Origin of the sequence: Campylobacter massiliensis (assembly GCF_014253065.1) — a bacterium.
Lineage (GTDB): Bacteria > Campylobacterota > Campylobacteria > Campylobacterales > Campylobacteraceae > Campylobacter_A > Campylobacter_A massiliensis.
Genome location: NZ_JACLZK010000001.1, coordinates 438,556 through 463,585, shown reverse-complemented (window position 1 = coordinate 463,585; position 25,030 = coordinate 438,556). Strand labels below are relative to the sequence as shown.

The window sequence follows — 25,030 nt, the reverse complement described above, 5'->3', positions numbered from 1 at the left end:
ACGAACTAACGGTTAAATTTGGCAAAAAACCACATAAAAGCAAACATTAGCCCCGTAGCCTTGGTTTTGGTTTCGTCGAACATAAACTCGCGCGCCCGCTCAAGCGGCACGTAAACCGGCTCGATATTTTCGCCGTCTATGCCGCCGCCCTTGCCGATTTTCATCGCGTCGTTTATCACGGCAAAAAACATCGTCTGCTTCGCCCCGCCAAACCCCAGCGCGCCACGAGTGGATGTTATGCGCTCGACCCTACTCACGGCAAATCCCGTTTCCTCGGCGATCTCCTCGATGACGGTCTGCTCCTCGCTCTTGCCTTTATCCATCAGACCCGCGCAAAGCTCGTAAGTATAGCCCTCGTCGCCCTTTTGCGTTAAATTTAGCTCGCGCCCGTCTTGTAGGTTAAACCAAACGGCGGGGCGAAACTGCTTAACTAGCAAAAACGCGTCTTTATCCTCGTGATAAAGCAGCACCGAGACGCTGTCGTGAGCCTTGATACACTCCCATCTGACGGACTTTTCGCACAGATCAAACGAAATTTGATACGGCTTTACGTAGCGCGGGGAGGTTAAATTTTCTATTTTGATATTTTTTACAGAAGTATCCATTTTGCCAGTCCTAAAAAGCTAAAAAAGCCGACCGTGTCGGTAACGGTGGTAAGCAGCACGGCCGAGCCGACGGCGGGGTCGATGTCAAATTTCTTTAAGGTTAGCGGTATCAAAGTACCGAAAAATCCGGCGAAAAACAAATTTATCAACATCGAAGCGCCGATAACGACGCCAAGCATCGGGCGGTTAAACCACAAAGAAGCGATAACGCCCATCAAAAACGCAAATGTCAGTCCGTTTATAAGCGCGATACCGACCTCGCGTTTTAGTGCATTTGCGGCGTTTTTAAACTCGATCTCTCCCAAAGTTAGTCGGCGCACGGTAACCGTAAGCGCCTGCGTGCCGGTGTTTCCGCCCATGGATGCGACGATAGGCATCAGTACCGCAAGCGCTACATAGCTAGCTATCGTCTCGTCAAAAAGCCCGATGATAGATGAGCTGATCAGCGCCGTAAATAAATTTATAAGTAGCCAAACGGCGCGCGCGCGAGTGGCCTTAACCAGGCTCGTATCCTCTTCCTCCGCCTCGTCGTCGACGCCGGCTAGGTTGTAAATTTGCTCCGTGGCGCTTTCTTTTATAAAGTCGTGGATGTCGTCGGTGGTGATACGTCCGAGCAAATAGCCCTTGCTATCTACGACCGCGATCGAGTTCATATCGTAGTTTTCGACTGTTTCTACGACCGTTTCGATAGGCTCGTTATCTACGGCTACGTTGGGTTTGTATTTGTCCTCTTCGCTCTTTGAGATGATCTCTTTTAAGGTTTGGTTAAAGTCAAATAGTATCAGATCCTCAAGCGGCACCGCATGGAGCAAAACACCCTTTTTATCGGTGATAAAAAGCTGCGAGACGTTTTCTAGCTTGCCCTCTTCTTTCTCGCGTCTTAGCCGCTCGACCGCTGTTTTTAGCTGCTCGTCGATATGCGCGCTAAAAAGCTCCGTCTGCATAAACGCACCCGCCTCGCCCTCGTCATAGCTGCGGATACGTAAAATCTCCTCCTGATCGTCCTTATCTAGGCCGTCAAAGAGCTCCTTAGCTTTTTGTTCGTCGATCTCCTCGATATACTCTAAAAGCTCGGCGGCGTCGTCGCTCTCTAGCTCTTCGATCGCCTCGATGATCTTGTCGCTGGGTATCTGCTCGATCACGTCCTTTAGCATGTGATCGGGCATCTCGATCGCTACGTCGCCCAGGATCTCGGGGTCGAGCTTTTCTAGGTATTCGCCAAAAAGCTCCTCATCATGCTTTTTTAGCGTTTTTAGGTGTTGGGCGAGGTCGGCGGGACTTAGTTCCTTATCGATCGTCTCGTTTAGGTGCGAGTCTAGCAGTTCTTTGGCTTCGTTTAATTGCTCGTTTTCTTCCATCATTTACTCTTTTTGTCGCTTGACTCGGCGGTTTTATCTTTTGATTTAGCCTTTTTATCGGCGGTCTCTTTTTGTTTTTTAGATTTATCTTTGCTGGCGTTTACGTCCTTTTTCTTTTTGGACTCGCTTTTTGCTTCTTGGCTTGGTTTGTCCTTTTTCTTGTCCGTCTGCTTTGGTTTGTCTTTGTTATTTTTAGCGGACGAATTTGACTCGGATTTTTTCGCCTCTTTGCTTGATTTTTTTGGCTCGGCTTTGCTTGTCGCCTTGCTTGCGGCTTTTGCGGAGGTCAAATTTGACTCTGGTTTCGCAGATTTTGCCGCGGCTAAATTTGCCGTTTCGTTCGCGTCCGTTTTTGCTCCAGAGGAGTTATTTTCGGCTTTAGGCTGCGCGGTCAAATTTGACTCGGGTGTAGTGAAATTTGAGTCCGTCAAATTTGCATCGTTGTTGCCGCTTACAGGCTCGCTAGTTAAATTTACGTCCGCGGCATTTGGCTGCGCCGTTAAATTTAAATCATCGCTCTGCAGGGTTAAATTTACGTCGCTTTTCGGTTCTGCGATCGGGTGTTCCCAGTCCATCGCCGCGTCAAATCTATACTCTTTTTCAGGGATTATATCCTTGCCAAGAGCCTTTTTTATCTCGGGTTCTAGCCGCTCTACGCGGTTTTTAAACTCTCTTTCTTCTTTTGAGAAAAATACGCTTTTAGCCACCTTTATCTCGGTTTCAGGATTTACCGCGGTGCCATTTTTATAGACGCCAAAATGCAGGTGCGAACCCGTACTCATGCCCGTATTTCCCACATAGGCGATGAGCTGGCCTTGCTTGACCTTGACGCCGGTTTTTATACCTTTAGCAAAGCCGTTCGTGTGCGCATACAGCGTCTCGTAGGCGCCGGCATGCTTTAGGATCACGACCTTGCCGTAGCCGCTTTTGGTACCGACGAATTTGACCGTTCCCTCGCCCGCAGCCTTTATCGGAGTTCCTTTAGGAGCGCCGTAGTCAACGCCCAAGTGCGCCTTATAGCGCTTTAGTATCGGATGAAAGCGCTTGGGCGTAAACGGCGACGTGATACGGGCGTTTGAGATAGGTCTAGTGAGCAAAAATTTATCGCTTTTCTTGCCGCTTTTGTCGTAGTATTTGTTTTGGTGTCTATAAACAGTGTATCTTTTGTCCCTGATCTCTATCGCCGCCCAGTCGATTTCAGGCATACCGAAAGTACGACCAAGCCTAATCTTTTGCTTGTAGCTCATCGCGAGCCTGTCGCCCTTTTTCAGCCTTTTAAACTCGCCGTCGCCGACCTCGCCTTTCATCGCTAGATAAAACCCATGCGCCAGCGCTACGCTGCCGGTAGTTTCTATGATGTCTTGCGACGGGTTTGCGCTAACGGGCATACTAAGCACGCGGTCGTAGGTCTGATACGAGATCGGGGAGAGCTGAAATTTAAACCCGCCATCGTCGTCTTTGTAAATTTGCGCTTGAAGCTCTTCGTTTACGGGGATCAGCACCTGAGATATCCCGCCTTTTTCGTCTTTTGAAATTTGATACGAGATGCCTTCCTTAATCTCGTCTAGGAACTCTTTGTCCTCCGAGTCCAAATCATAATAAAGCTTTAGCGGGATGGAGTTCTTTTCTAAAAACGTCAAAAAGCTATCGCCCTTGGGCCAGCTGAGCTCCTGGACGGTAGATTGTATAGGCGCGGCAGCGAATAAATTTACCGCCAGCAGTAAAGCTAATGAAAATTTCTTCATAAAATCCCTTGATTTAAAAGCCGTATTTTACTCGAAAATTACTTACATTTTGCAAAACTAAGCCAGTTTCAGATATAATGAGCGCTAAAATTTCAAACTTTCAGGAGATAAATTTTGAAAAAATTTCTTTTATTTTTAGCGGCGGCTTGCCTCGGTTTTGCGGCGGAATTCTCGATGAGAGAGTACAAAACCCCGCTAATAAGCGTGAATGAGGGCGTAGGCACGATCATAGACGGCTCGGACATCGTCGTAGGCAGTAGTGGCGTCGTGATGCATAAATTTGAAGGCTCTCAAAGCTCGATCATCGCTCGCGCCGTCGTTACGCAAAAGAGCGGCGGCTTTGCAAAGGTGCGATTCGAGGTATTTGACACGCTAGCGCAAAAAGCCCTACCTATACCGGGAATTTTGCCTAAAAGCGGCGACGAGATCATCCTAAACTACCTCTACAACCGCTCGCTCATCATCGTACCGAACAAAGAAATTTACGCCGAAGTAACGAACGCTTTTAAAGATATCACCTTTATCCACCCCGATATCGTGGGCTCGTACCTAAGTTACGAGTATAAGCCAAACCCTAGCCGCGACGATTTTCGCAAAATGTGCTCTCAAAGCGCCGCGGGGCTAATATTTATCGCCATGAACAACGAAGCGCTTTTTGCCGACTGCCAGAGTTTCGAGCCGCTAAAACGCTTCCAAAGCGGCGCGGTCAAATACTACCAGCTGCCTTTCTACACTCGCGTCAAGGACATCGATACGGTATTTTGGAAATGGGGCTCGGAGCAGATCAGCGACTTTGACCGCCACTACAAAGCTCTTTTGAAAGAAAAATGATGCACGAAAAACACGCTAAATTTTTTGTAAATTTACTAGGCGCGGACAACGCCTACTTCGACGACGCGCACAGGATCGCCTACTGCTACGACGCGACCAGAAAGCGACATTTGCCCGACGGAGTGCTTTTCCCTAGGGACGAGCGCGACGTTAGCGAGATTTTAAAGTACTGTAACGAAAATAAAATCATAATCGTGCCTAGAGGTGCGGGTAGCGGCTTTACGGGAGGTGCGCTAGCGCACGAGGGCGGCGTGGTGCTTGCCTTTGAAAAGCACATGAACAAAATCCTAGAGATCGACATGCAAAACATGGTTGCCGTCGTGCAACCGGGCTGTATAAATATAAATTTGCAGCGCGAAGCCGAGAAGCTAGGGCTTTTCTACCCGCCCGATCCCGCCAGCCAGGAGTACTCGACGCTAGGCGGTAACGTCAGCGAAAACGCGGGCGGCATGCGCGCGGCAAAATACGGCATCACCAAAGACTACGTCATGGCGCTACGAGCCGTGCTACCTAGCGGTGAAGTGATCCGCGCGGGCAAACGCACGATAAAAGACGTCGCCGGATACAACATCTCAGGCATTTTAATCGCTAGCGAGGGCACGCTAGCAGTAATAACCGAGATCACGCTAAAACTCATCGCAAAGCCTAAATTTAGAAAAACTGCGATGGGAATTTTCCCTAGCGTAAACGCCGCGATGAACGCCGTTTATAAGACGATGGCTGCAGGCGTGACGCCGGTAGCGATGGAGTTTTTGGACGCGCTTTGCATACGCGCGGTCGAGACTAAATTTAACAAAGGCCTACCGCAAGATGCGGGCGCTTTGCTCATCACCGACGTGGATGGCGACGTTTTAGACGGCCTAGAGCAGGATCTCGCCACGATAGAGCGAGTGTTTAGAGAAAACGGCGCTAGCGAATTTAGACGCGCTAAGGATGAGAGCGAGCGAAACGACATCTGGTTTGCCCGCCGCAACTGCTCGCAAGCGATAAATATCTACGGAAATTTAAAGCTAAACGAGGACATCACGGTGCCGCGCTCAAAGCTACCCGAGCTGCTAGAGCGTATCGGCGGCGTCGCTGAAAAATACGGCGTGCAGGTGCCGTGCTTCGGCCACACTGGGGATGGCAACGTACACACCAACGTCATGGTCGTGGACAAAGCCGACCCGTCACAGGTAGAGAGCGGACACAAGGCGATCGAGGAAATTTTTAAGATCGCAGTGGAGCTTGGCGGCACGCTTAGCGGCGAGCACGGCATCGGCATCAGCAAGGCCGAGTTTATGCCGCTTGCCTTTACGCCTGCTGAAATGGAGCTTTTTAGAAATATCAAAAAGGCGTTTGACCCGAACAATATCCTAAACCCGTTTAAAATGGGGTTGTAAATTTGGCGCAAGGCGTAGCTGATTTTTTAAAAATAGTCCTTGACGCCTTGGTGATTATTTTTATGGTTGTACTGCTTTTTAGGAAAAATGACAAAATATCTTTTCAGCATGTCGGTTGCGGAGACTTACTTATACGCCCCGATCCGTTTTTAAAGATAATGTACTTTTTAATGTTCTAATGTTGCGGCACAATGGCGCTATTAGGCCGAGCAGCAGATGAAAATTTATTCGCCGACTATAATCTGCTGCTATTTCTTTACGATATGATGCCTGTTTGCTTTTTGGCTTTCGCTTTTTATACCCTGATGCAAAAAGGTATAAGAGTTAAGCAAGACGGCATCTCAAAAGAGATAAGATTTTTAGGCTTTAAACGCGCCTATGAAGTTAAATTTGACGAAATGATTTATGATGTCGGAGTTGCCTTCAGGAACAATGAAAAAGTATTCAAAATAAAAAGCGAGAGCGGCGATACCAAATTTGGATTTGGGCTATTGTATGCGAGAAAAGACATGGATGATTTAGAAAAAATGATACAAAAAAACGTCAAATTTAAAAACCTTAAACCCATAAGCAGTTACATTTAAGGATCCAAAATGAACCCGCAAAAATTTGAAAAGATAAAACAAACGCTTAAAATTTGGCTCACGGCGATGCTAAAGATCAAGGACAAGCAGCTACTGCACTACGCATCTAGCCTGAGCTTTCACACGATGCTATCCATCATCCCCGTGCTGCTCATCTCGCTCTCGCTCTTTACGCAGATGCCAAGCTTTAGCGTCTATTACGCTAAGATCAAGGAATTTATATTCGCCCAGCTACTGCCGTCAAACCAAGACGCGATCTCAAACTACATCGAAACATTTTTGCAAAACAGCTCAAGCCTTGGCATCCTCGGCCTTGGCGCCATCATCTTTACTTCGATCATGTTTTTTGCCGATTACGAATACGTCATCAACCGCATCATGCACACGAGCAGCCGCAAATTTTGGAACTCGCTAAGCGCGTATTGGACGCTCATTACGCTGGCTCCCTTAGGGCTTGGGCTTAGCTTTTATCTCTCAAATTTATTTCAAGATATGCTAAACTCCAGCACCTACACGAAGTGGATAAATTTCATAAGTATCTTTCCGTACCTCATCATTTGGGCGATATTTTGCGTGACGTATCTCATCTCGATAAACCGCCAAATAGCCCTAAAAAACGTGCTTTTTAGCTCATTTGTCGCCTCACTCATCTGGTATCTGGGCAAAAATATCTTCGTCTTTTACGCCGCAAATAACAAAACCTACCTCAGCATCTACGGTTCGTTTTCGGTGGTGCTGCTCTTTTTCGTGTGGATTTACGTGTCATGGATCATATTTCTTTACGGCGTGAAGCTGTGCGCGTATCTGGAAAAAGCGGGTGAGAGCGACAAAGAAGCTTAAAAAAGCGCAGCAAAGCAGAGTAAATTTAGCGGCACGATAACGGCGGCTAAAATTTTGCTTTTGACGCTTGCTAAGCTAAGCGCGTTATAGAACAAAAACAGCCAAAACGGCACGCTCAAATTTACCCCCTTTGCGCGCCACGAGAGAAATTCTAGCAGGTACTCATCAAGCGCGCCGCCAGCGCCAAAAGCATGCAAAAGCGCGCTAATAGGATAAAACAAGCTAAAAAGCGGCGTGAGCGGCAAGACGGCTAGCTGCTGGGCGCTAACGAGCGGGAAAAAATAAACCACGGGCAAAATCATCGCCGAAAATACCCAAAAATTTAGCAAGATAGCGTTGCTTAAATTTGAAAATCGCTCGCCGAAGTGCCGCAAATACAGATAAATATAAAACACGCCCATGCTTGAGAAGTAAAATCCGACGCTAAAAAGCAGGCTCGGCATCAGCGCCACGGCGGCGCAAATCACCGTAAAAAGAAGCTCAAAGCTAACGACGCGCACGTTTCTAGCGAGTAAAAACAGCGCCAGCAAACTCATCAAAAACGCCCGCAAAAATGACGGCACGAAGCCAATCAGCGCAAGATAGCAAAACAAAACCGCAAAGATCACAGCCGAGAGGTCAAATTTGGCGTTTCGATACGGAAAGTATCGCGCCTGAAAATAGCGGTAAATCGGGCGCAAAATAAAATATAACGCCCCAAAAATCAATCCCAAATGATAACCGGAAATCGCGATGAGGTGCGCAACGCCGTAGAAATTTACGTCTTGCCTAAGCTCCTTGCCCACGGGCGCAGCCAGAAACAGCGCGGTAAAAAGCTCGGCCATTTTCTCGTTTTCGTGCTGCGCAGCGATAAACTCAAAAATTTTATCGTAAATTCGTTCCTCGCTCGCGGCGTACCTAAGCTCGACTACGCCGTAGCTAGGCATAAAAAACGAGCCGCTTAGGTACTCTTTAAATTTGACGTTTTTATTTTCGGCGCCGATTAGAATTTGCTCGTTCGCTCCCGCGCCAAAGTCTGATAGCGTCGTCGTGTAAAAGCTAAAATCCTGAGTTTTAAGCTTTAAAACGCGGTAAATTTTACCTTTTTCGTTCGTTTTTTCGTAGTTTTGTAAAATTTTAGCTTGCAGGATAACGCCGCTTTGGGATTTAAATTCGCGAAATTTATAGTAGCTAAAACCCAAATTTAGCGCAAAAACGAGTGCGCACGCAAGGCAAAATATATAAACCTCGCGCGCGTTTTCAAAGATAGATTTACGTTGCGGCTTTTGCAAAATTTGAGCTTAAAGGGCGCATTTTAGGCGTTTGGGTTAAACTCCGCCACGTGCGCGGCGCCAAAACTCTTATCGACAAAGCGCGTAAATTCCTTCTGAAATATTACTTCTACCGTGCCGACCGGGCCGTTTCGGTTCTTGCCCACGATGATCTCGGCGTCCTCTTCGATCTTGTTTGGGACGAATTTACGCACGTACTCCTTGCCCTCGGCGTGCGCCTTTTTCTCGGCTTCTTTCTCCTCCTGCTCGCGGTAAACCTCGTCGCGGTACACGAAAAGTATCATGTCGGCATCCTGCTCGATGGCGCCTGATTCGCGCAGGTCGCTTAGCATCGGGCGTTTGTTTGCGCGGGACTCCAGGCTGCGGTTTAGCTGACTAAGCGCGATGATAGGCATGTTTAGTTCGCGTGCTAGCAGCTTTAGTCCGCGCGAGATTTCGGCGATCTGCAGGTGGCGGTCGGAGAAATTTGACGTCGCCATCATGAGGCCGATATAGTCGATGACGCATAGCGTGATCTCTGGGTGCGAGGACTTGAGCTTGCGCATCTGCGTGCGGATCTGGTGGATGTTTACGTAGCCGCTGTCGTAGACGAAAAGCTTGCGACTAGACATATCCTCGCACGCGTCGCTTAGGCGCGACCACTCCTCGTCGTCCATTTTGGCCGTCATTATGTTTTGTAGCGGGATCGAGGTTTTGGCGCTTAGCATACGTAGCATGATTTGCTCGGCGGGCATCTCAAGAGAGAAAAATACGACTCCGCCGCCGCGCATTAGCACGTGGTTCATCAAATTTAGGCAGATCGTCGTTTTCCCCATACCCGGGCGCGCCGCGATGATGATGAGATCGCCGTGTTTAAAGCCCTTCGTCATCTCGTTTAGCTGGCGAAATCCCGTGTCGATGCCTACGATATCCTTGTCCTCGAGCAGTTTTTGCTTTTCTAGGTGCGCGATGACGTCTGCGATGATGACGGGAGCGTCTTTTACGACGCCCGCGCTCTGCCCGTCCACTAGCGAATAAAAACTCTGACTCAGCTCGTCCACCATATCGCGGCTAGGCTTATCCTCGCTCACTTTGCTAGGTATCTGGTGCGCGATTTTTACCAGGCTTCGCTTGATTGATTTTTCTTTGATCTCATTGGCGTATTTTTTGACGTCTAGGATCGAGTTCGTGCCGATGATCTCGCTCATCACGTTTTCGTCAAATTTGTTTCCCAGCTTGGTTTTTAAAAACCCCGTTTCGACGGGCAAATTTTCGTTTAGGCACTTTACCATCGCGTCGTAAACGTCGCCGTGAGCGCGCAGGTAAAAATCAAACGGGCTTAGGATATCGAAAATCTCGCTTAGATTATCCGCGCTATAGATGATGGACGCGAGGATCGCGCGCTCCATATCTAGGTCGTAGAGATTGTGCATATCGATGTTTTCTTTTGCCATTTTAGTGTCCTTTTATCTTGTTAAATTTGCCTGCATTTGGGCGGATTTTATAAAATTTGGATTCAAATTTGACGCTTGCTCGTAAATTTGCTTTAGCTTTGAGCGGTCAAATTTGAGTTAGCGCCGTAAAGGGCGCAGTTTCGCAGGCTCGCGCCGATAAAATAGAGTTCAAATTTGACGATCAAATTTAAACCCGAGCCAGAGGCCAAATTTATCGGCTCAAATTTGACCGAGCCGCTCGCCGCCAAACGTCAAATTTGACGCCCAAAATTTACGCCCGAGACTTTATCTCGTCGTCAATTTCTAGTAAAAATCTATCGACTAGCTCGCTCTCGGGCAGCCTCGCGACTACCTCGCCTTTGCGCATTATCATGCCGTTTCCTTTGCCAAACGCTATCGCTACGTCCGCGCCCTTGGCCTCGCCGATCGCGTTTACGACGCAGCCCATCACCGAGACGTTTAGCGGCTCTTTGATGTGTTTGGTTTTCTCCTCGACGAGCTTTACCGCGGCCATCAGGTCAGCTTGCAAACGCCCGCAAGTCGGGCACGAGATGATATTTAGCCCCTCTTTTTGGCGGCCGCTATCTTTGAGGATCGCTTTTGCGACCTTGATCTCTTCTTCTAGCTCGCCCGTGATGCTAACTCGCATCGTGTCGCCGATGCCCTCCAGTAGCAGTCCGCCTAGCGCAATCGCTGATTTTATCGTCGCGTGAAAACTAGTGCCAGCCTCCGTCACGCCAAGGTGAAACGGATACGCCACAAGCGGCCTAAGCGCGCGGTATGCGGCCATCGTGCGCTCGATATCGCTTGATTTTAGCGAGATTTTGATATCGGTAAAGTCAAAATCCTCGAGCAAATTTATGTTATAAAGCGCGCTTTGCACCATCGCTTCGACCGTGCGGCCGTATCTGTCCTCAAACTGCTTTTCGAGCGAGCCCGAGTTTACGCCGATACGGATAGGCAGATTTCGCTGCTTGCACGCGTCCACGACGGCTTTGATGTTCTTTTTGGAGCCGATGTTGCCCGGATTTATGCGGATAGCGTCGACAAACTCGCTAACTATCACGGCGTAGTTGTGGTTAAAGTGAATGTCGGCGACGACTGGTAGCGGGCTAGATTTGACCACCTCGCGTAGCGCGGCGGTGTCCTCTTTGTCAAACACGGCGCAGCGCACGATATCGCAGCCCGCAAAATAGAGCCTTTGTATCTGCTCTAGCGTGCCTTTTACGTCTTTGGTTTTACTAAACGTCATCGACTGCACCGATATAGGCGCGTCTCCGCCTATTTTTACGTCCCGGATTTTTATCTGTTTCGTGGGGTATCTTTGCAAATTTAGCCTTTAAATTTTATTGTGCGATTATATAAAATCTTGGCTTTTAAATAAATTTACCGCCCTAAAATCTACTCGCCCAAAACCTCGCGCCTATACTCCCGCATATCTATAAATTTAGCTCTCAAGCCCTTTTGCTTTTCTATGTGCGTGTCTATGTTTTTGCTAGTTATCTCTACGCCTAGCCCCACTTGCTCGCCCTGCCCCGTTAAGAAATCCAGCATCATATCGCCGAGCCTTGCGTTATAGTGGCTAGCCTCCCAGTAGTACGGCGAAATTTGGTCTGCGTCTTTGGGTAGCTCCTGCGCCGTTATCTCGTTATAAAGGCCAAAATCCACTATCCTAAACGGCTTTTTTCCTAGACGCTTGGCAACCTCTTCGTTTACGGCCATTATCTGCTTTTTCCACTCGTACCACGCCACGTCAAGCCCGACCCTGTAGTCCATAGCTTCAAGCAACCTTACGTGCAGCGGACTTATAGCGATATCTAGGATTACGTTATTTTCGTGAGCGTCCGTTAAAATCTCGATAAAATTTTCATAAGACAGCCTTGACACCTCGTCCCTTTTGCGTTCAGCCATATATCCGCTCTCTATCTTTTTTACGGAGTATTTGCGGTATCCGCCGTTTCTTCGCACCTCTTCCAGTAGCGACGCCTCGGTTCGTCTGCCGTCTGGTTCAAAAAGCAGAGTTTTGCCGTATTTTAGGACGGTCGCTACCGAGTCGCGAAGCGTCTGAGAGCTAAATAAAATCTTATACGCGCTAGGATTTTTAAAATACTCCTCAAAATCATCGGCCTTGCTACCGCCGCCTAGCATCGTCTTGTCGTCAAAAACGAGCAATGCCTGCTTTAAATTTCCCTGCTTTATCGCCCATTTTAGATAGGCTTTAGCTTCATTTAGATTGCTTCCCGATACAGCCGCGTTAAAAGCAGGCTGCGTAAAGTATCTATGCGCCGAATTTAGAGCTGTTTGCGGGCGGGAGTTGCCTAAAAATATCGATGCAGGCCTGATTTTTTGGATCTTTACAACCTTCATAAAGCGCGACTGCAAGTCCTCTCTGGGTTTATTTTTAAAGATATCCGTATCGTAAATCCTATATGGATCGACCAGGTAATTAAAAACCGCTACGAGCGCGAAAATCAAAGCCGCCGAGGCCAAAAAACTAAACGTCCATTTTTTAAATTTCATACGATTTTCCTAAAAGTTAAAATATAAAAATTGAGACATTTTGTGCAAATTTAAAACGCCCAGCGTAAAACAAAGTACCGCAAGGGTCAAATTTAGCCCGCCGAGTCTAAAGCCTTGTAGCTTTTGCGCAGAGTTTTTAAACAGTAGCGAGACCGCAAAACCCGCGATCAAGTAGTAGAGCAAGGTATTTGTGCTGTCTATTTGTATATTTGGATTCCACTCGCCAAATTTAATGCCGTACTCCCTCAAAAAACCGACCTTTCTCTCTAGCCGCGAATTTAGAGCTAGCCCGCCGCCTAGGCCAAACATCCCCTTTAGCACCTTTAGCGCGTCGTCCCACTCCTTAGCTCTAAAAAATACCCACGCAATATTTACGAAGTTAAAGGTTATAAACCAAGCTAGGAATTTATTTAGCCTAAAGCCTAGCTCGCTCCAAATCCTTTGGACGATCAAAGCTGCGCCGTGTAAAAATCCCCAAAATACAAACGTCCAGCCCGCCCCGTGCCAGATACCGCCTATCACGAAGGTCGCAGCTAAATTTACGTACGTTCTCGCCTTGCCTCTGCGGTTGCCTCCCAGCGGGATATAGACGTAATCTCTCAAAAAACGGCTTAGCGTGATATGCCACCTGCGCCAAAAATCCTGAATATTTAAAGCCTTGTAGGGCGAGTTGAAATTTATCAGGAGTTTGATGTTAAAAAGCAGCGCCGCGCCGATCGCCATATCACAGTAGCCACTAAAATCAAAATAAAGCTGAAAAGTATAGCTAAGGCTAGTAACCCAAGCTTCGAAAAAATTCAGAAATGCGGCATTATCAAATCCGTTTGTTGCCCAAACAGCAAAGGTGTCGGCAATAACGACCTTTTTAAAAAGTCCAATAGAAAATATAAAAAGCCCGAGAGCTATATTTTTATAATTAATTATTTTATTTCTAGCTTTTGCAAACTGCGGCATCATTTCTTTGTGGTGCACGATTGGACCTGCGATTAGTTGTGGAAAAAATGTAACAAACAAGCAGTAACTCAAGAAATCATACTGCTTCGTACCCCCCCCGTAGAGCTATCCACCAAATATGCAATTTGCTGAAAAGTAAAAAACGAAATAGCAAGAGGTAAAAGTAAATTTAAATGAGATATTTGAACATCAAAGGCAAATTTTATATTGCTTATTAAAAAATCAGAATATTTAAAATACCCAAGAAGCGCTAAATTTCCAGTTATTCCTAATGGAAGAATAATCTTCTTTGAAATTTTAGGATTATCTTTATTTAGCTCCAATCCAAGGCAATAGTTCAATATCATAGAACCTAAAATTAATGGCAAATAAGTAATGTTCCACCAACTATAAAAAAATAGTGACGATAGTACCAAAAAGCCCTTTGCCAATTCGGTAAGGCGCTTTTTGTTTAGATAAAAATATATAAAAAACGTAAAAGGCAAGAACAAAAATATAAATTCATAAGAGTTAAAGAGCATTTATTTATCCATTTTTTAGCGCAATTATAATATGTTTTATTTAATATTTAAATAAAATAGTAACGATTTAACGAGCGGTGAATAAAGATACCAAACAAGCTGGCAGTCAAATTTGACACAAAGGCGCAAAAATAAAGGTAAGGACAAGACGATACGCGAAAAATAGTCTATCGAGCCTGAAAGTTAAATTTGAACAAAAAGATGGAAGCGACAGTATCGCGAAGCTAGAATTTTACGTATAGATAATGACCGAGTAAAATTTTAAGACAACGAAATATAGCAAAGCAAGACAACGCGCAAAAAATAAGGCGCGGTATTTTTCGCTTTACTTTGCGCCATACGCTCGTAACGAGACTTCACTATGAGGAGACAGGGCGAATCAAAAACGCTTATGAAAAAATTATTTTTAAATTTAAATGCAAGTATACAAGCCACAGTATCGCGAAGCTAGACGAGGCGCGAATAAAATTTGCGATGGAAGCGTGTATGCAATACGTGACCGAGCAAATTTTAGACGCAACGACATATAACAAAGCGAGACAACGCGTCAGGTGTTTAGATCAGGATAATCCCACGCATTATACTCATCGCTCAGATTATCATTCTCCGCGCCCTTGCAGCACAGCCACTCTAGCCCGCCGCGCCTCTCCATCACGACCTCTTCATCAAGGCCTGCGCTCTTAGTGCCGTTTACTCTGGCATTGACGCACGCCCAGTGATAGCGGTAGACGAGATCGAGCGCCTGCAGGATTTCATCAGTACCCCGCATTTTTACGCGCTCCGAAAAATCGCCGCCGATAAAGGCATCCATCACAAATTTGCAGTCGCAGATATCCTTTGGGAAATCCAGCTCTTTTACTAGCCCCATCGCCCAAAGCAGCGCCCACAGCGACTCGTATTTCCAGCCCATATTTACGGCTTCGTCGTAGCTCGCTTCACCCTCTATAACGCGGCGCTCCATGCGCGTTAGCTTGTCTATGCACCCGAAGCGGTTATCGAGAAAATCCTTCGTGCCCTGCTTATCTTCGTCCGTTAGCTCGCCGTTATCTCTGATCGTGCAAGCGCACATTATCGCGGCAAACGAGCAAATAGAGCGGGCGATAACCTCGTCCTTTTCGCGCGGCGCGACCTCGCCCGTCTCGTATCGCAGCGGCAGATGGTCTATAAAAGGCACGCCTTGCAATTTTAAAATTTCGATGCTTATATCTTTGCGCTCCTGCGCGGTCTTGCCGATCTTTGCGGCGCTTGCGCTTCTTTTTCGCGCGCTATCAGCCCCTTTTTTAAAAAAGTCAAAAATACCCACGCATTCTCCTTAAAATTTGCATAAATTTACGCGGGCATTTTAGCGTATAAACGGAAAATTTAGCGACTTGTCGGCGACAAATTTACGTAAATTTCAAAAACGTTGCGCTAGGATCCGCATCCATCAAATTTTAAAGTATAAAAAATGAGAAAAATTTTAGCAGTTTCGCTTCTATGCGCTGCAAGCGCGATGTTTGGCGCAAGCGCGGACGAAATCTACGCCGCGGCGCAAACGGCGAAAGCAAAAGGCGATCTTGCGGGTGCGCTCGGCGGTTTTGAAAAGGCTTGCTAGGCGTCGCACGCGGATGCTTGTCGTCGTGCGGGATTAGCCTACGACTACGGTATGGGCGCTGCGCAAGATTACGCCAAGGCGGCTAAATTTTACGAAAAATCGTGCGAGCTAGGCGATGCTAACGGCTGTTCGAATTTAGCCGACGTCTACGGCGCGGGTAGAGGCGTGGAGCGCTCGGAGCAAAAATCGTTCGAGTTATTTAACAAAAGCTGCGAAATGGGTAGTAGCGGCAGCTGCTACGGACTAGCAGGGCTTTATGAGAGCAGTAAAGGCACGGAAAAATCAAGCGAACAAGCGGCTAAATTTTATAAAAAATCCTGCGAACCAGGGCTTGATCTAGGTTGCGAAAAGGCAAAGTAAGGTTTATTGGGCGTGGATAAATCTACCCCGACTTTTTGCACGATCTAGTCGGCGGCGGCAAATTTTAGCCGTATCCATAAACGCGCTTGGATTATTAAATTTGACAAACAAAAAGCAAAGGCAAATTTAAAATCAACGCTCGTCAATCCGCAAAATGTAGAAAATAAAATTTAGCAATTTTTCAGAGTTCCGCCGGTGTGGTGTTTAGCGCAAAAATTAGTCTAGAGTAGAAAAAGAAGATAAATTTACGGCAAGACCGTAAATTTAGGGATAAAAACGGCCGCGAGCGACAAGATACCTAAACTTAGGCCTACCGCTCGCCAAAATCCGCTATTTTACTTACCTGCGCAGCTTTTGCAGCACTCCAAAAGCCTGCGCGCCGCATTTGAGGCTACGATTAGTCCTGCAGCAGACATTATTATATCTTTTAGCACCAGTCGTCCGGCACCCGATAGATACGGGAAGCCGTGATTAGGGCTTTCAGTGATGCCGAGCGCCGGATTGCCTAGATTTGGCACCCAAGTCTCAGGCGTCGTTATCAAAAAGCTAAGCGTTACGATAGACATGCCAAACGTCAGCAGCCCGCCGATAAGCCCTAGTTTAGGGAACCAGATTCCAAGCAGCACGAGCGTACCGATAGTGCAGATCATCGCACCGATCAAATACGAAACAGCGTAAGTACCGTTTTGTTTGTGCCACTCGATGTTTTTAGGCACGACCAAGCCTTCCGGGTTTTTGTGTAGGTTGTACTCGGCAACCATTTTGCCCTTGCCGTTATCTACGATATCTTTTTTGCTATACATGTAGCTAAAAAACGGGCTGTTGGTTACAAACGGCACGATGCCGTCAGCCTCGTATTGCACGACTTTGAGTCCGCCTATCCACGCCATCACGATGAAAATTGCGACGCTAACGTAGTTTACGAAATATTTTTGCGAGCTTGCTAAGGCTTGTAAAAATTTTTGCATTAAGTTCCTTTAGGGTGATTTTTATAATTTTAATTAGACTGTATATTTAAGGCTAGATAAAATTATAACGGGATTATATATAAATCATATAAAATTCTGCTTAAAAAGATAAGCATTATCATAAATGGAAACTTTAATTACATTTTAGTTTTGGATTAAGCAAGATTTTAAATTTGAAGTTTATAGAATACGGTAGAAGCTTAAGGCGTTATCTGATCATATAATGTCTATATTTGCGAACGATAAAAACAAAAAAGCAAGCAAATACATCTTTTACGCATAGTAAAAAGCATGAACGACCCAAAGGACTAAAATATGCGTAAGCGTCAATGAGCAAAGCTTGATTAAAACCGCCCCCACTACAAAGATCACAAGTATTTAAACCGTAAATTTAAGAGACTCGATCTAAATTTGACTAACCCCCGTGCGTCAAATTTAAGATTTTATAAACGTCGCAAAAATCAAAGCGGCTAAATTTGCATCAAAAAACAAGCTCAACTTGCTGGACGGCAAATTTATCGCAACTTAAATTTCAAGATCAAGCCAAATGCAAAATTTGATTTTGTGAACTTTGCAAGATATTTACAGCAACGTATCTAAGCCGCTATAAAAAATCAGACAAAAGCAAAATTTACGAGAAATTTATCGGATCCATATCGACGTCAAAGCCGTGCGCGGCGCAGATGCGAGCGGCTTTTATAAGCGGAGCGTGCGAGGCACAGCGCAGCAAAATCTCAAAACGGTATTTTCCGCCTAGGATTTCGATCGCGCACTTGCCGTGTCCTACGATATCTAGCGAAGATTCGGCCACGCGCAAATTTTCAAGCTCGGCTACGCAAATTTCAAGCCTTTGTTTTGCCACCTGCTCGCTTTTTTCAGAAACGACAACCCGCAAAAGCCTAGCAAACGGCGGATATATCGGCTCTCTAGCAAGAATCTCCTCAGCCAAAAACGCGTCGTAATCCGCGATAAAATTTTCAAAAAACTCCCGCTGCCTACTCTGCACGACCACGCGCCCCTCGCCCGAGCGCCCTGCCCTGCCCGCCACCTGCATCGCCAGCGCCAACGTCCGCTCGCGAGCGCGAAAATCAGGAAAATTTAGCAGCTCATCGATGCCCATGATGACGGCGAGATCCACATTGTGGTAGTCGTGCCCCTTGCTCAGCATCTGCGTGCCGACAAGCGCGTCTATCTCGCCCGCGTTAAAGGCTTTTAGCGTCTTTTCGAGCTTGTTTTGCGTCGTGATCTCGTCACGGTCGAATTTCTCGATCCTAGCCGCTGGAAACGCCGAGCGCAGGGCCTCCGTCAGCTCGTCGGTGCCGATTTTTTTTGCCTCAATCATCTCACTGCCGCACTTATCACACGAGCACGTCGCAGCCGTCGTAAAGCCGCAGTACTGGCACTTTAGAACGTTTCGCTTCTTATAAAAGCTCATTCCGACGCTGCAAAACGGGCACTTTATCGTGCTACCGCACTCGCGGCATGAAAGATAGCGGAAATTTGCACGCGTCGGCAAAAAGACGACCGCCTGTTTGCCGCCCGCAAAACTCGCCGCAAGCTCACCTAGGATCACCTCTCCAAGCCCCGTCTCGCTCTCGTCGTAGATAAACTTTTTCTCACTTTTAAAAAACGTACCCCTTAGCCTAAAGTGAGGCTGCTTTTTGAAGCTCACGACGCTCGGAGTAGCTGAGCCAAGCACAACTTTGACGTCAAATTTGCTCGCCAAAAATAGCGCGAGGTCGCGGGCGTTATAGTGCGGATTTTGCGCGGATTTATAGCTGTCGTCGTGCTCCTCGTCGACGATAATAAGCCCAAGCTTGGTAAACGGCAAAAATAGCGCCGAACGCGCGCCTGCGATCAAATTTATCTCACGGCTCTGAAATTTTTGCAGGATTTCGCTGCGCTTTTTCGGCGTTATTTTGGAGTGCCAGACGCCAAATTTCTCGCCAAAATAGCTTTTTAGTCGCTTTGTCATCTGCGGTGTGAGCGAGATTTCCGGCATCAAAAGCAAAACCTGCTTGCCCGCGAGTAGATATTCGCGGATAAGAGAAAAATAAATCTCGCTTTTACCGCTTCCCGTATCGCCAAAAATCAAACTCGTTTTATGGCTTTTAGCAAAATTTAGCGCCTCTTGTTGATCTTGATTTAAGTTTGGGATTTTAGGGAAAAACTCCGTCGTAGCTGATTGGTCAGTGCTTATTTTTGGCGACTGTGCGGGATTATTAAAATTTAATTTGGCAGCAACATTTTCATTTAATTTCAAATTTTCTTGAAAGCTATTATTATTTAAATTTTGGAGTAAATTTGGCAGCGATATTTTGTCAAATTCCATAGTCAAATTTAACTCTTTACTATCGTCAAATTTGACATCTAAGTTACCGTTTGTCTCGTTTTTATCGCTCAAAATTTGCGCTTGCATTAAATTCTGCAAGCAAGATATATCGGCCTCTAGCGGAGTAAAAAGTCCGGCCGCAATAGATAAATTTACGACGTAATAGTGCGAGATAAATTTTAAAAGCGAGATTTGTATAGGCGTAAGCGCAGTGGGCAAAATTTCTAAAATCTCAAGCGTTTTAAAATTTGGCTCTGCCACTCCTTGCAAGACGTAGCCGATAGTTTTTTTATTTTTTATATTGATTAAGACTTGTGTAAAATTTGGGATTTTAAAATTTGAATTATAGGTAAGCGGCTTAAGATTTAAGCCGCTAGGTAAAATTTGGTAGTAGAGCATTACTCCGTTAAGGCGCTACAAAGGCTATCGGTTCTAGGGCACGAAAAAGTGCCGTTTGCCACATCATAGGTAAATTTAGTGGATTTTCCTTGAAGTGCAAATTTATAACCGTCTCCATCTTTGGTCCATCCGCTTTTTTCATCAGTTTTAATACCATTTTGCAAGACGTTTTCAAACAGAAGTCCAGTAGTACTGCCCGCTCTCTCAAGCGCAGGATATGTAAAATTACCAGCTAACATATTTGTATTGTATACATTAACTACAGCACTTCTTATAGACGCTATATCAGCCCTTCCTTTTGCAATTATTGCGTCATCCCTTGTGGTAAAAAGTCTCGGCACTGCAATACTAGCCAAGATACCTAAAACCACTATGACAAAAACCAATTCAAGCATCGTAAACCCGCGCCTCATTATCATTCCTTTAATTTTTAATTATTTTAGCATATATAAACTTATAGCCGATCCAACTAAGGATTAAATTTAACCTTTGAGCCACCAAATGCATGTGTTTTGTTAAGCTTTTTTACAGACTCAACCCCATTAAAAGCTACACATATAACATCACTGCTAATTCCGATATCCGAGATAGCAACACTACCATCAGATACCGATATTTTTGAACAGCCCTTATCTTTTACGCTCAAAAAAACATCGGTATTTAAAAGAGTAGTATCGTTAATCACAGAACCAGTATTATCCAGCAATAGCTTTACATTAGTAATATCTTTCCACTTCGCATCGGACTTAAACTCTCCCATGCTTGTATAGTACATTGATAAATCCATAACAAGAACCGCAAGATCTGATGCCCCTCTTGCAATCTCAGCATCATCTCTAGTAGCAGCTAGTCTTGGAATAGCCATAGCAGCTAAAATACCCAAAATAATAATCACAAAAATAAGCTCAACCATAGTAAATGCACGTTTCAACTTATTTCCTTTATTTGAGCAGAATTTAAAAAAGCCCGCATCCACCAAAAGCGGACTTGGGCTTTATTTCTTAAGTAAAATATAAAACTAAAAGATTAGTTAAATTTTACGCTTCTTCCGCCAACTTGATAAGTTTTTGCAGCCGGAGTATTACCAAAAACATTTTTCATAGCAGGTATCTCAAATAGTTTTGCACATTTACCTGTAGCAGTAGGTGTAGCAGTAATAGTTCCAGCAGTATCATTATACTCAACTGTAACGCAAGTTTCGCCAATAAGCTTTACTGTTCCATCTGTTGTTGTTTGCGTCATATCCGCCCAGTTGGTTGAAAAGTTGCCTTGAGAAGTATAATACGCGGTAAGATCAGAAATAAGCGTAGAGTAGTTTGTAGCAGCTTTTGAAATCTCTGCATCATCTCTCGTTGCACTAAGTCTTGGGATAGCAACAGCAGCCAAAATACCTAAAATAACGATCACGAAGATCAACTCAATCATTGTAAAACCTTTTCTCATATGAGACTCCTTGTATAAATTCTACATACACTTATGTAGTTAAACGGAATTATACGACTTTTAACTTAAAAAAAAATAAAATAGCAATAAATTTATAAGGAGCGTGTAAAAACGAAACGAAGGTGCAAATTTTAGCCGATCTCTTTGCTGAGTTTTTGAGCCAGTGAGCGCAGTTCGCGCTCTTGTTGGTAGTTTTCATAGCATTTTTGCACAAAGGCACTAAGTAGTTCTTTTACGTCAAGATATCTTTTACCGTCCGTAAATGTATCCCACTCGCGTTCAAAGCTTTGCGCAAATTCGTCTTCGAGACTGATTGTATAAGAAGTAGAGGCGATTTTGACCGTTATTTTTCTCATAGCTTATTTATTTTCCCAGTACCGCTTCGATCTTGCGGATAACGTCGTCGCTCTCGGTATTTTTGGCTCTTAGATCTTCTTCGAGGCGTGCGATTTGGTTACTTTTGGCTTCGTTTTGTGCTTTGACGCTTACTAGCTCGTTGCGTAGAGATTCGTTTTCTTCGCAAACTTCATTATATCTAGCTAGCAGGTCGTTTACTCTATCGGTTAGGGTATTTAGCACTTTATCGTCGTCAAACATCATTTTTCCTTAGTTTTGGTATAATTTTACGTAATTGTAACAAAAAAAGCTGATTTTTAAGGTAAAAAATGAAAAATTTTGAAATTTCGTCCAAATTTAGCCCAAGCGAGGATCAGGCCCGCGCAGTCGCTAACATCGTAGCCTCCGTAAGGTCTGGCAACAAATACCAAACGCTTTTAGGCGTCACGGGCTCGGGCAAGACCTTTACGATGGCAAACGTTATACGCGAGCTAAATATGCCAACCCTAATAATGACGCACAACAAATCCCTCGCCGCGCAGCTTTATAGCGAATTTAAGGGCTTTTTCCCTAAAAATCACGTGGAATATTTTATCAGCTACTACGACTACTATCAGCCTGAAGCCTACATCCCGCGTCAAGACCTTTTCATCGAAAAGGACAGCTCCGTAAACGAAGAACTCGAGCGTCTGCGCCTATCTGCGACGGCGAGCTTGCTTAGCTTTGACGACGTCGTGTGCGTGGCGTCGGTGTCGGCCAACTACGGCCTAGGTAATCCTAGCGAATACCAAGGCATGGTCGCATACCTAAACGTCGGCGATAAAATCAACCAGCGCGCGCTACTGCAAAAGCTCGTCGATATGGGCTACAAGCGAAACGACGTTTATTTCGACCGTGGCGACTTTCGCGTAAACGGCGACGTGGTGGACGTATATCCCGCGTATTTTAACGACGAGGCATTTAGGATCGAGTTTTTCGGCGACGAGATCGAGACGATGTATAGCCTGGACGTGCTGGAAAACAAAAAAAGACACGACCTGAAAAAATTTATCCTCTACCCGACCAGCCAGTTTATCGTGGGCGAAAACCGCCTAAAAATCGCCATCAAGCAGATCGAGGAGGAACTAGCCGAGCGGCTAAAGGAATTTAACGAGCAAAGCAAGCTCGTCGAGGCGCAGCGCCTAAAACAACGAGTGGAATTTGATCTAGAGATGATGAGTAGCACGGGCATGTGCAAGGGCATCGAAAACTACGCGCGCCACCTAACCGGGCAAAAGGCCGGAGAGACGCCCTACTCGATGTTTGATTATTTCGAGCTAGGCGGCAAGGACTACCTAGTCATCGTGGATGAAAGCCACGTGAGCCTGCCGCAGTTTCGCGGTATGTACGCAGGAGACCGCAGCCGCAAAGAGGTGCTGGTTGAGTACGGATTTCGCCTCCCATCTGCGCTTGACAATCGTCCGCTTAAATTTGACGAGTTTATAAACAAACGCGCTAAATTTCTTTTCGTATCGGCGACTCCGAACGAATACGAGATAAATTTGAGCCGCGGTCACGTTTACGAGCAAATTTTACGTCCGACGGGACTACTTGATCCACAGATCGAGATAAAAGACAGCGAAAATCAGGTGGAGATTTTATTCGACGAGGCGAAAAAAACCATCGAGAGAAACGAACGCGTGCTAGTCACCGTGCTCACCAAAAAGATGGCCGAGGAGCTCAGCCGCTACTACACCGAGCTTAGCATCAAGGTCAAATACATGCACTCAGACATCGACGCCGTCGAGCGAAACGAGATCATCCGCGGGTTGCGCGGGGGCGAGTTTGATATGCTCATCGGCATAAATTTGCTCAGAGAGGGGCTTGACCTGCCCGAGGTTAGCCTCATAGCTATCATGGACGCCGATAAGGAGGGCTTTTTGCGCTCGACGACGAGCCTGATCCAAACGATGGGGCGCGCGGCTAGAAACGTAAACGGCCGAGTGCTGATGTTTGCCAAAAAGATCACCAAATCCATGCAAGAAGCGATGGATACGACGCTAGCTCGCCGAAAGATGCAGGACGAATACAACCGCGCTCACGGCATCACACCGCGCTCGGCTAGCCGAAACATCGAGGAGAGCTTGCACGTCGAGGACGGCACGGAGATCTTGAGAAAAGGCGCAAATCTAGAAAAAATGCCTGCCGCCGAGCGAGCGAGCATAATCAAAGAGCTAAGAAAACAGATGCTGGATGCGGCGGAGCAACTGGAGTTTGAGAAGGCGGCGGCGCTACGCGACGAAATCGCCAAAATACGTAAACTATGAAGGCGTTGTCTTTTGCGTATCTTTAAATGAGTTTGCTAAAATTTTGCTCGGCGGACTACCTGTCCAGCCTACGCAAAATTTTATCTACACAACATTTTAAATCTATCGCAAAATACTTCCGCCTTATCGTTTTGCGTTCAAATTTGGGGTCCAATTTGGCTAAATTTGTAAATTTGGCTTCAAATTTTACTCACCGAGACCCGAGTCTTTACGGCACTAAATTTGGCTCAATAAATTTGTAGTGAAATTTAAAAACGTGCGGCGCGACAGCGCCAGATAAAACCTGCGCGTAGCGCAGCAACCTCTCACATCGTCGGGGATAGGGGATTGTTAAGGGGAAGGGAACTCTTTTGCTTCAGCTACGCTTCGCAACTGCAAAGCAGAGCGTAATTCAAGCCCCTTCCCCCTTAACAAGAAACATTGATTTATGCAAAAAATCTAATTTTTAACGCCAAATTTAACCAACTCAAATTTAACGTTTTAAAGATTCGGGTCTCGGCGGATAAAATTTCAAATTTTAGTCAAATTTAGCCTCAAATTTCGGATTTTACTCTCCGTCCTCGACATTTTCCTGTATAAAAACCCGCATGCTCGGAAACTCGAGCGCACAAAGACGGCCGAAATCATGCTTATAAACGCAGCCCGTGTCGATATTTGCGCTAAATTTCGTGATATCGGGGCTCGCGATCGGCGTATGGCCGTAGACGTTAAAAACGCCTTCGTTTTGGCTAAAATCATCTCTGCCGCAAAGCACATGCCACCTAAACTCCGCCGCGCTATCGCCGTGCGAGTTGCGTAGCGCCCACATCCGCCCAATCGCCGAATGCGACGCGACAAGCCGCCTGCCCTGAGCGTTTTTAAACTCGGCAAGCTCCAAATAAAGCGGCAAATTCGACAAAAACTTTAAATGCGCGAGCTTTTGTGCGCGGCTAGCTTTGGCGTAGGAGGCGAAAGTCTGCGCGCCGCCGTTTAGGTAAAACCAGCGCGGATCGCTAGGCGTCTCGCCGCGTAAAAATGCGTCCTTGTGTTGCAAAAGGCGGTATTCGTGATTGCCCATCACGGCCGCGTAGCCGCGCTGAATCGCTAGCTGTACGACCTCAAAACTCCCCTCGCCGCGGTCTATCAGATCGCCCACGAAGCAAATTTTAGAATCAGTACCACGCGGCAAGCGATCTATCAAGGCGCAAAGGGTTTTATAGCAGCCGTGAACGTCGCCGATGAGATAAATTTGGTTGTTCATTTTTTCTT

General features: G+C 46.1%; 24 protein-coding genes and 2 pseudogenes. 8 read left to right on the top strand and 18 right to left on the bottom strand.

Annotated elements, in window-relative coordinates:
• Positions 1-5 precede the first annotated feature (5 nt).
• The 3 genes from H7R39_RS02190 to H7R39_RS11535 are packed head-to-tail and all read right to left on the bottom strand — an operon-like array spanning position 6 to position 3,708.
• Entirely contained in the window at positions 6-605 is a 600-nt protein-coding gene (locus H7R39_RS02190; protein WP_185897777.1) for an NUDIX domain-containing protein, read from the bottom strand.
• Positions 590-1,963, bottom strand: coding sequence for a magnesium transporter (gene mgtE, locus H7R39_RS02185; RefSeq protein ID WP_185897776.1), 1,374 nt, complete (start codon positions 1,961-1,963; stop codon positions 590-592). Before mgtE ends, H7R39_RS02190 begins: the two co-directional genes overlap by 16 nt.
• Positions 1,963-3,708, bottom strand: coding sequence for a peptidoglycan DD-metalloendopeptidase family protein (locus H7R39_RS11535; protein WP_185897775.1), 1,746 nt, complete (start codon positions 3,706-3,708; stop codon positions 1,963-1,965). Before H7R39_RS11535 ends, mgtE begins: the two co-directional genes overlap by 1 nt.
• Positions 3,709-3,822: 114 nt before the next feature.
• On the opposite strand from H7R39_RS11535, the gene H7R39_RS02175 reads away from it, so the two are divergent.
• The 4 genes from H7R39_RS02175 (at position 3,823) to H7R39_RS02160 (ending at position 7,345) form a co-directional block, all read left to right on the top strand.
• Complete coding sequence (locus H7R39_RS02175; RefSeq protein WP_185897774.1) at positions 3,823-4,539, top strand: plasminogen-binding N-terminal domain-containing protein; 717 nt, start codon at positions 3,823-3,825, stop codon at positions 4,537-4,539.
• The gene (locus H7R39_RS02170; RefSeq protein ID WP_185897773.1) at positions 4,539-5,921 is read left to right on the top strand and encodes an FAD-linked oxidase C-terminal domain-containing protein; all 1,383 of its coding nucleotides are present in this window, start codon (positions 4,539-4,541) and stop codon (positions 5,919-5,921) included. Before H7R39_RS02175 ends, H7R39_RS02170 begins: the two co-directional genes overlap by 1 nt.
• 191 nt (positions 5,922-6,112) lie before the next feature.
• Complete coding sequence (locus H7R39_RS02165; protein ID WP_185897772.1) at positions 6,113-6,505, top strand: hypothetical protein; 393 nt, start codon at positions 6,113-6,115, stop codon at positions 6,503-6,505.
• A 9-nt stretch (positions 6,506-6,514) separates the two neighbouring features.
• Positions 6,515-7,345, top strand: coding sequence for a YihY/virulence factor BrkB family protein (locus tag H7R39_RS02160; RefSeq protein WP_185897771.1), 831 nt, complete (start codon positions 6,515-6,517; stop codon positions 7,343-7,345).
• Here H7R39_RS02160 and H7R39_RS02155 read toward each other — a convergent pair.
• The 7 genes and pseudogenes from H7R39_RS02155 to H7R39_RS02125 form a co-directional block, all read right to left on the bottom strand.
• Positions 7,342-8,616: a ComEC/Rec2 family competence protein gene (locus H7R39_RS02155; protein ID WP_185897770.1), complete on the bottom strand. Its 1,275-nt coding sequence runs from the start codon at positions 8,614-8,616 to the stop codon at positions 7,342-7,344. The genes H7R39_RS02160 and H7R39_RS02155 overlap by 4 nt on opposite strands.
• Before the next feature lie 23 nt (positions 8,617-8,639).
• Positions 8,640-10,049 (bottom strand): replicative DNA helicase, encoded by a 1,410-nt coding sequence (locus H7R39_RS02150; protein WP_185897769.1) that lies wholly within the window; start codon positions 10,047-10,049, stop codon positions 8,640-8,642.
• Between the two features lie 92 nt (positions 10,050-10,141).
• On the bottom strand, positions 10,142-10,297 hold the full coding sequence (locus H7R39_RS02145; protein ID WP_185897768.1) for a hypothetical protein: 156 nt from the start codon (positions 10,295-10,297) through the stop codon (positions 10,142-10,144).
• Positions 10,298-10,320: 23 nt separating this feature from the next.
• Positions 10,321-11,379: a flavodoxin-dependent (E)-4-hydroxy-3-methylbut-2-enyl-diphosphate synthase gene (ispG, locus tag H7R39_RS02140; protein WP_185897767.1), complete on the bottom strand. Its 1,059-nt coding sequence runs from the start codon at positions 11,377-11,379 to the stop codon at positions 10,321-10,323.
• A 71-nt stretch (positions 11,380-11,450) separates the two neighbouring features.
• Complete coding sequence (locus tag H7R39_RS02135) at positions 11,451-12,569, bottom strand: hypothetical protein (protein WP_185897766.1); 1,119 nt, start codon at positions 12,567-12,569, stop codon at positions 11,451-11,453.
• Positions 12,570-12,578: 9 nt separating this feature from the next.
• Positions 12,579-14,044: pseudogene (locus H7R39_RS02130) on the bottom strand (MBOAT family O-acyltransferase).
• A 547-nt stretch (positions 14,045-14,591) separates the two neighbouring features.
• Positions 14,592-15,347 (bottom strand): DUF4272 domain-containing protein, encoded by a 756-nt coding sequence (locus H7R39_RS02125; protein ID WP_185897765.1) that lies wholly within the window; start codon positions 15,345-15,347, stop codon positions 14,592-14,594.
• A gap of 144 nt (positions 15,348-15,491) precedes the next feature.
• Between H7R39_RS02125 and H7R39_RS02120 the strand changes: the two genes are divergently transcribed.
• From H7R39_RS02120 to H7R39_RS11525, 3 genes and pseudogenes are all read left to right on the top strand, one after another.
• Positions 15,492-15,638, top strand: coding sequence for a hypothetical protein (locus H7R39_RS02120; protein ID WP_185897764.1), 147 nt, complete (start codon positions 15,492-15,494; stop codon positions 15,636-15,638).
• A 21-nt stretch (positions 15,639-15,659) separates the two neighbouring features.
• Positions 15,660-15,851 (top strand): annotated as a pseudogene (locus H7R39_RS11530) (tetratricopeptide repeat protein); the annotation flags it as partial.
• Positions 15,852-15,854: 3 nt separating this feature from the next.
• A complete protein-coding gene (locus tag H7R39_RS11525; RefSeq protein ID WP_323874597.1) occupies positions 15,855-15,998 on the top strand; it encodes an SEL1-like repeat protein in 144 nt (47 codons plus the stop codon).
• 335 nt (positions 15,999-16,333) lie between these two features.
• Here the strand turns inward: H7R39_RS11525 and H7R39_RS02110 are convergent, their stop codons facing one another.
• The 7 genes from H7R39_RS02110 to H7R39_RS02080 form a co-directional block, all read right to left on the bottom strand.
• Positions 16,334-16,966, bottom strand: a complete 633-nt coding sequence (locus tag H7R39_RS02110; protein ID WP_185897762.1) for a DUF417 family protein — start codon at positions 16,964-16,966, stop codon at positions 16,334-16,336.
• A gap of 631 nt (positions 16,967-17,597) precedes the next feature.
• Positions 17,598-19,697, bottom strand: coding sequence for a primosomal protein N' (locus tag H7R39_RS02105; RefSeq protein WP_185897761.1), 2,100 nt, complete (start codon positions 19,695-19,697; stop codon positions 17,598-17,600).
• On the bottom strand, positions 19,697-20,110 hold the full coding sequence (locus tag H7R39_RS11425; protein WP_185897760.1) for a type II secretion system protein: 414 nt from the start codon (positions 20,108-20,110) through the stop codon (positions 19,697-19,699). The genes H7R39_RS02105 and H7R39_RS11425 overlap by 1 nt, the downstream gene beginning before the upstream one ends.
• 56 nt (positions 20,111-20,166) lie before the next feature.
• Complete coding sequence (locus tag H7R39_RS11165; RefSeq protein ID WP_228724703.1) at positions 20,167-20,628, bottom strand: type II secretion system protein; 462 nt, start codon at positions 20,626-20,628, stop codon at positions 20,167-20,169.
• Positions 20,629-20,723: 95 nt separating this feature from the next.
• Positions 20,724-21,140 (bottom strand): type IV pilin protein, encoded by a 417-nt coding sequence (locus tag H7R39_RS02090; RefSeq protein WP_185897759.1) that lies wholly within the window; start codon positions 21,138-21,140, stop codon positions 20,724-20,726.
• Between the two features lie 131 nt (positions 21,141-21,271).
• On the bottom strand, positions 21,272-21,496 hold the full coding sequence (locus H7R39_RS02085; protein WP_002953755.1) for a hypothetical protein: 225 nt from the start codon (positions 21,494-21,496) through the stop codon (positions 21,272-21,274).
• Between the two features lie 7 nt (positions 21,497-21,503).
• Positions 21,504-21,737, bottom strand: a complete 234-nt coding sequence (locus H7R39_RS02080) for a hypothetical protein (protein WP_124850788.1) — start codon at positions 21,735-21,737, stop codon at positions 21,504-21,506.
• Between the two features lie 68 nt (positions 21,738-21,805).
• Between H7R39_RS02080 and uvrB the strand changes: the two genes are divergently transcribed.
• On the top strand, positions 21,806-23,782 hold the full coding sequence (gene uvrB, locus H7R39_RS02075; RefSeq protein ID WP_185897758.1) for an excinuclease ABC subunit UvrB: 1,977 nt from the start codon (positions 21,806-21,808) through the stop codon (positions 23,780-23,782).
• A 547-nt stretch (positions 23,783-24,329) separates the two neighbouring features.
• On the opposite strand, the gene H7R39_RS02070 is transcribed toward uvrB, so the two are convergent.
• Positions 24,330-25,022, bottom strand: coding sequence for a metallophosphoesterase (locus H7R39_RS02070; protein WP_185897757.1), 693 nt, complete (start codon positions 25,020-25,022; stop codon positions 24,330-24,332).
• Between the last annotated feature and the right edge of the window lie 8 nt (positions 25,023-25,030).

What these genes read in the sequence shown, in the direction of transcription:
- H7R39_RS02190 (WP_185897777.1), bottom strand. Translation starts at nt 605, where the DNA reads ATGGATACTTCTGTAAAAAATATCAAAATAGAAAATTTAACCTCCCCG.
- mgtE (WP_185897776.1), bottom strand. Translation starts at nt 1,963, where the DNA reads ATGGAAGAAAACGAGCAATTAAACGAAGCCAAAGAACTGCTAGACTCG.
- H7R39_RS11535 (WP_185897775.1), bottom strand. Translation starts at nt 3,708, where the DNA reads ATGAAGAAATTTTCATTAGCTTTACTGCTGGCGGTAAATTTATTCGCT.
- H7R39_RS02170 (WP_185897773.1), top strand. Translation starts at nt 4,539, where the DNA reads ATGCACGAAAAACACGCTAAATTTTTTGTAAATTTACTAGGCGCGGAC.
- H7R39_RS02165 (WP_185897772.1), top strand. Translation starts at nt 6,113, where the DNA reads ATGGCGCTATTAGGCCGAGCAGCAGATGAAAATTTATTCGCCGACTAT.
- H7R39_RS02160 (WP_185897771.1), top strand. Translation starts at nt 6,515, where the DNA reads ATGAACCCGCAAAAATTTGAAAAGATAAAACAAACGCTTAAAATTTGG.
- H7R39_RS02150 (WP_185897769.1), bottom strand. Translation starts at nt 10,049, where the DNA reads ATGGCAAAAGAAAACATCGATATGCACAATCTCTACGACCTAGATATG.
- H7R39_RS02135 (WP_185897766.1), bottom strand. Translation starts at nt 12,569, where the DNA reads ATGAAATTTAAAAAATGGACGTTTAGTTTTTTGGCCTCGGCGGCTTTG.
- H7R39_RS02120 (WP_185897764.1), top strand. Translation starts at nt 15,492, where the DNA reads ATGAGAAAAATTTTAGCAGTTTCGCTTCTATGCGCTGCAAGCGCGATG.
- H7R39_RS11525 (WP_323874597.1), top strand. Translation starts at nt 15,855, where the DNA reads ATGGGTAGTAGCGGCAGCTGCTACGGACTAGCAGGGCTTTATGAGAGC.
- H7R39_RS02110 (WP_185897762.1), bottom strand. Translation starts at nt 16,966, where the DNA reads ATGCAAAAATTTTTACAAGCCTTAGCAAGCTCGCAAAAATATTTCGTA.
- H7R39_RS02105 (WP_185897761.1), bottom strand. Translation starts at nt 19,697, where the DNA reads ATGCTCTACTACCAAATTTTACCTAGCGGCTTAAATCTTAAGCCGCTT.
- H7R39_RS11425 (WP_185897760.1), bottom strand. Translation starts at nt 20,110, where the DNA reads ATGAGGCGCGGGTTTACGATGCTTGAATTGGTTTTTGTCATAGTGGTT.
- H7R39_RS02090 (WP_185897759.1), bottom strand. Translation starts at nt 21,140, where the DNA reads ATGAGAAAAGGTTTTACAATGATTGAGTTGATCTTCGTGATCGTTATT.
- H7R39_RS02085 (WP_002953755.1), bottom strand. Translation starts at nt 21,496, where the DNA reads ATGAGAAAAATAACGGTCAAAATCGCCTCTACTTCTTATACAATCAGT.
- H7R39_RS02080 (WP_124850788.1), bottom strand. Translation starts at nt 21,737, where the DNA reads ATGTTTGACGACGATAAAGTGCTAAATACCCTAACCGATAGAGTAAAC.
- uvrB (WP_185897758.1), top strand. Translation starts at nt 21,806, where the DNA reads ATGAAAAATTTTGAAATTTCGTCCAAATTTAGCCCAAGCGAGGATCAG.
- H7R39_RS02070 (WP_185897757.1), bottom strand. Translation starts at nt 25,022, where the DNA reads ATGAACAACCAAATTTATCTCATCGGCGACGTTCACGGCTGCTATAAA.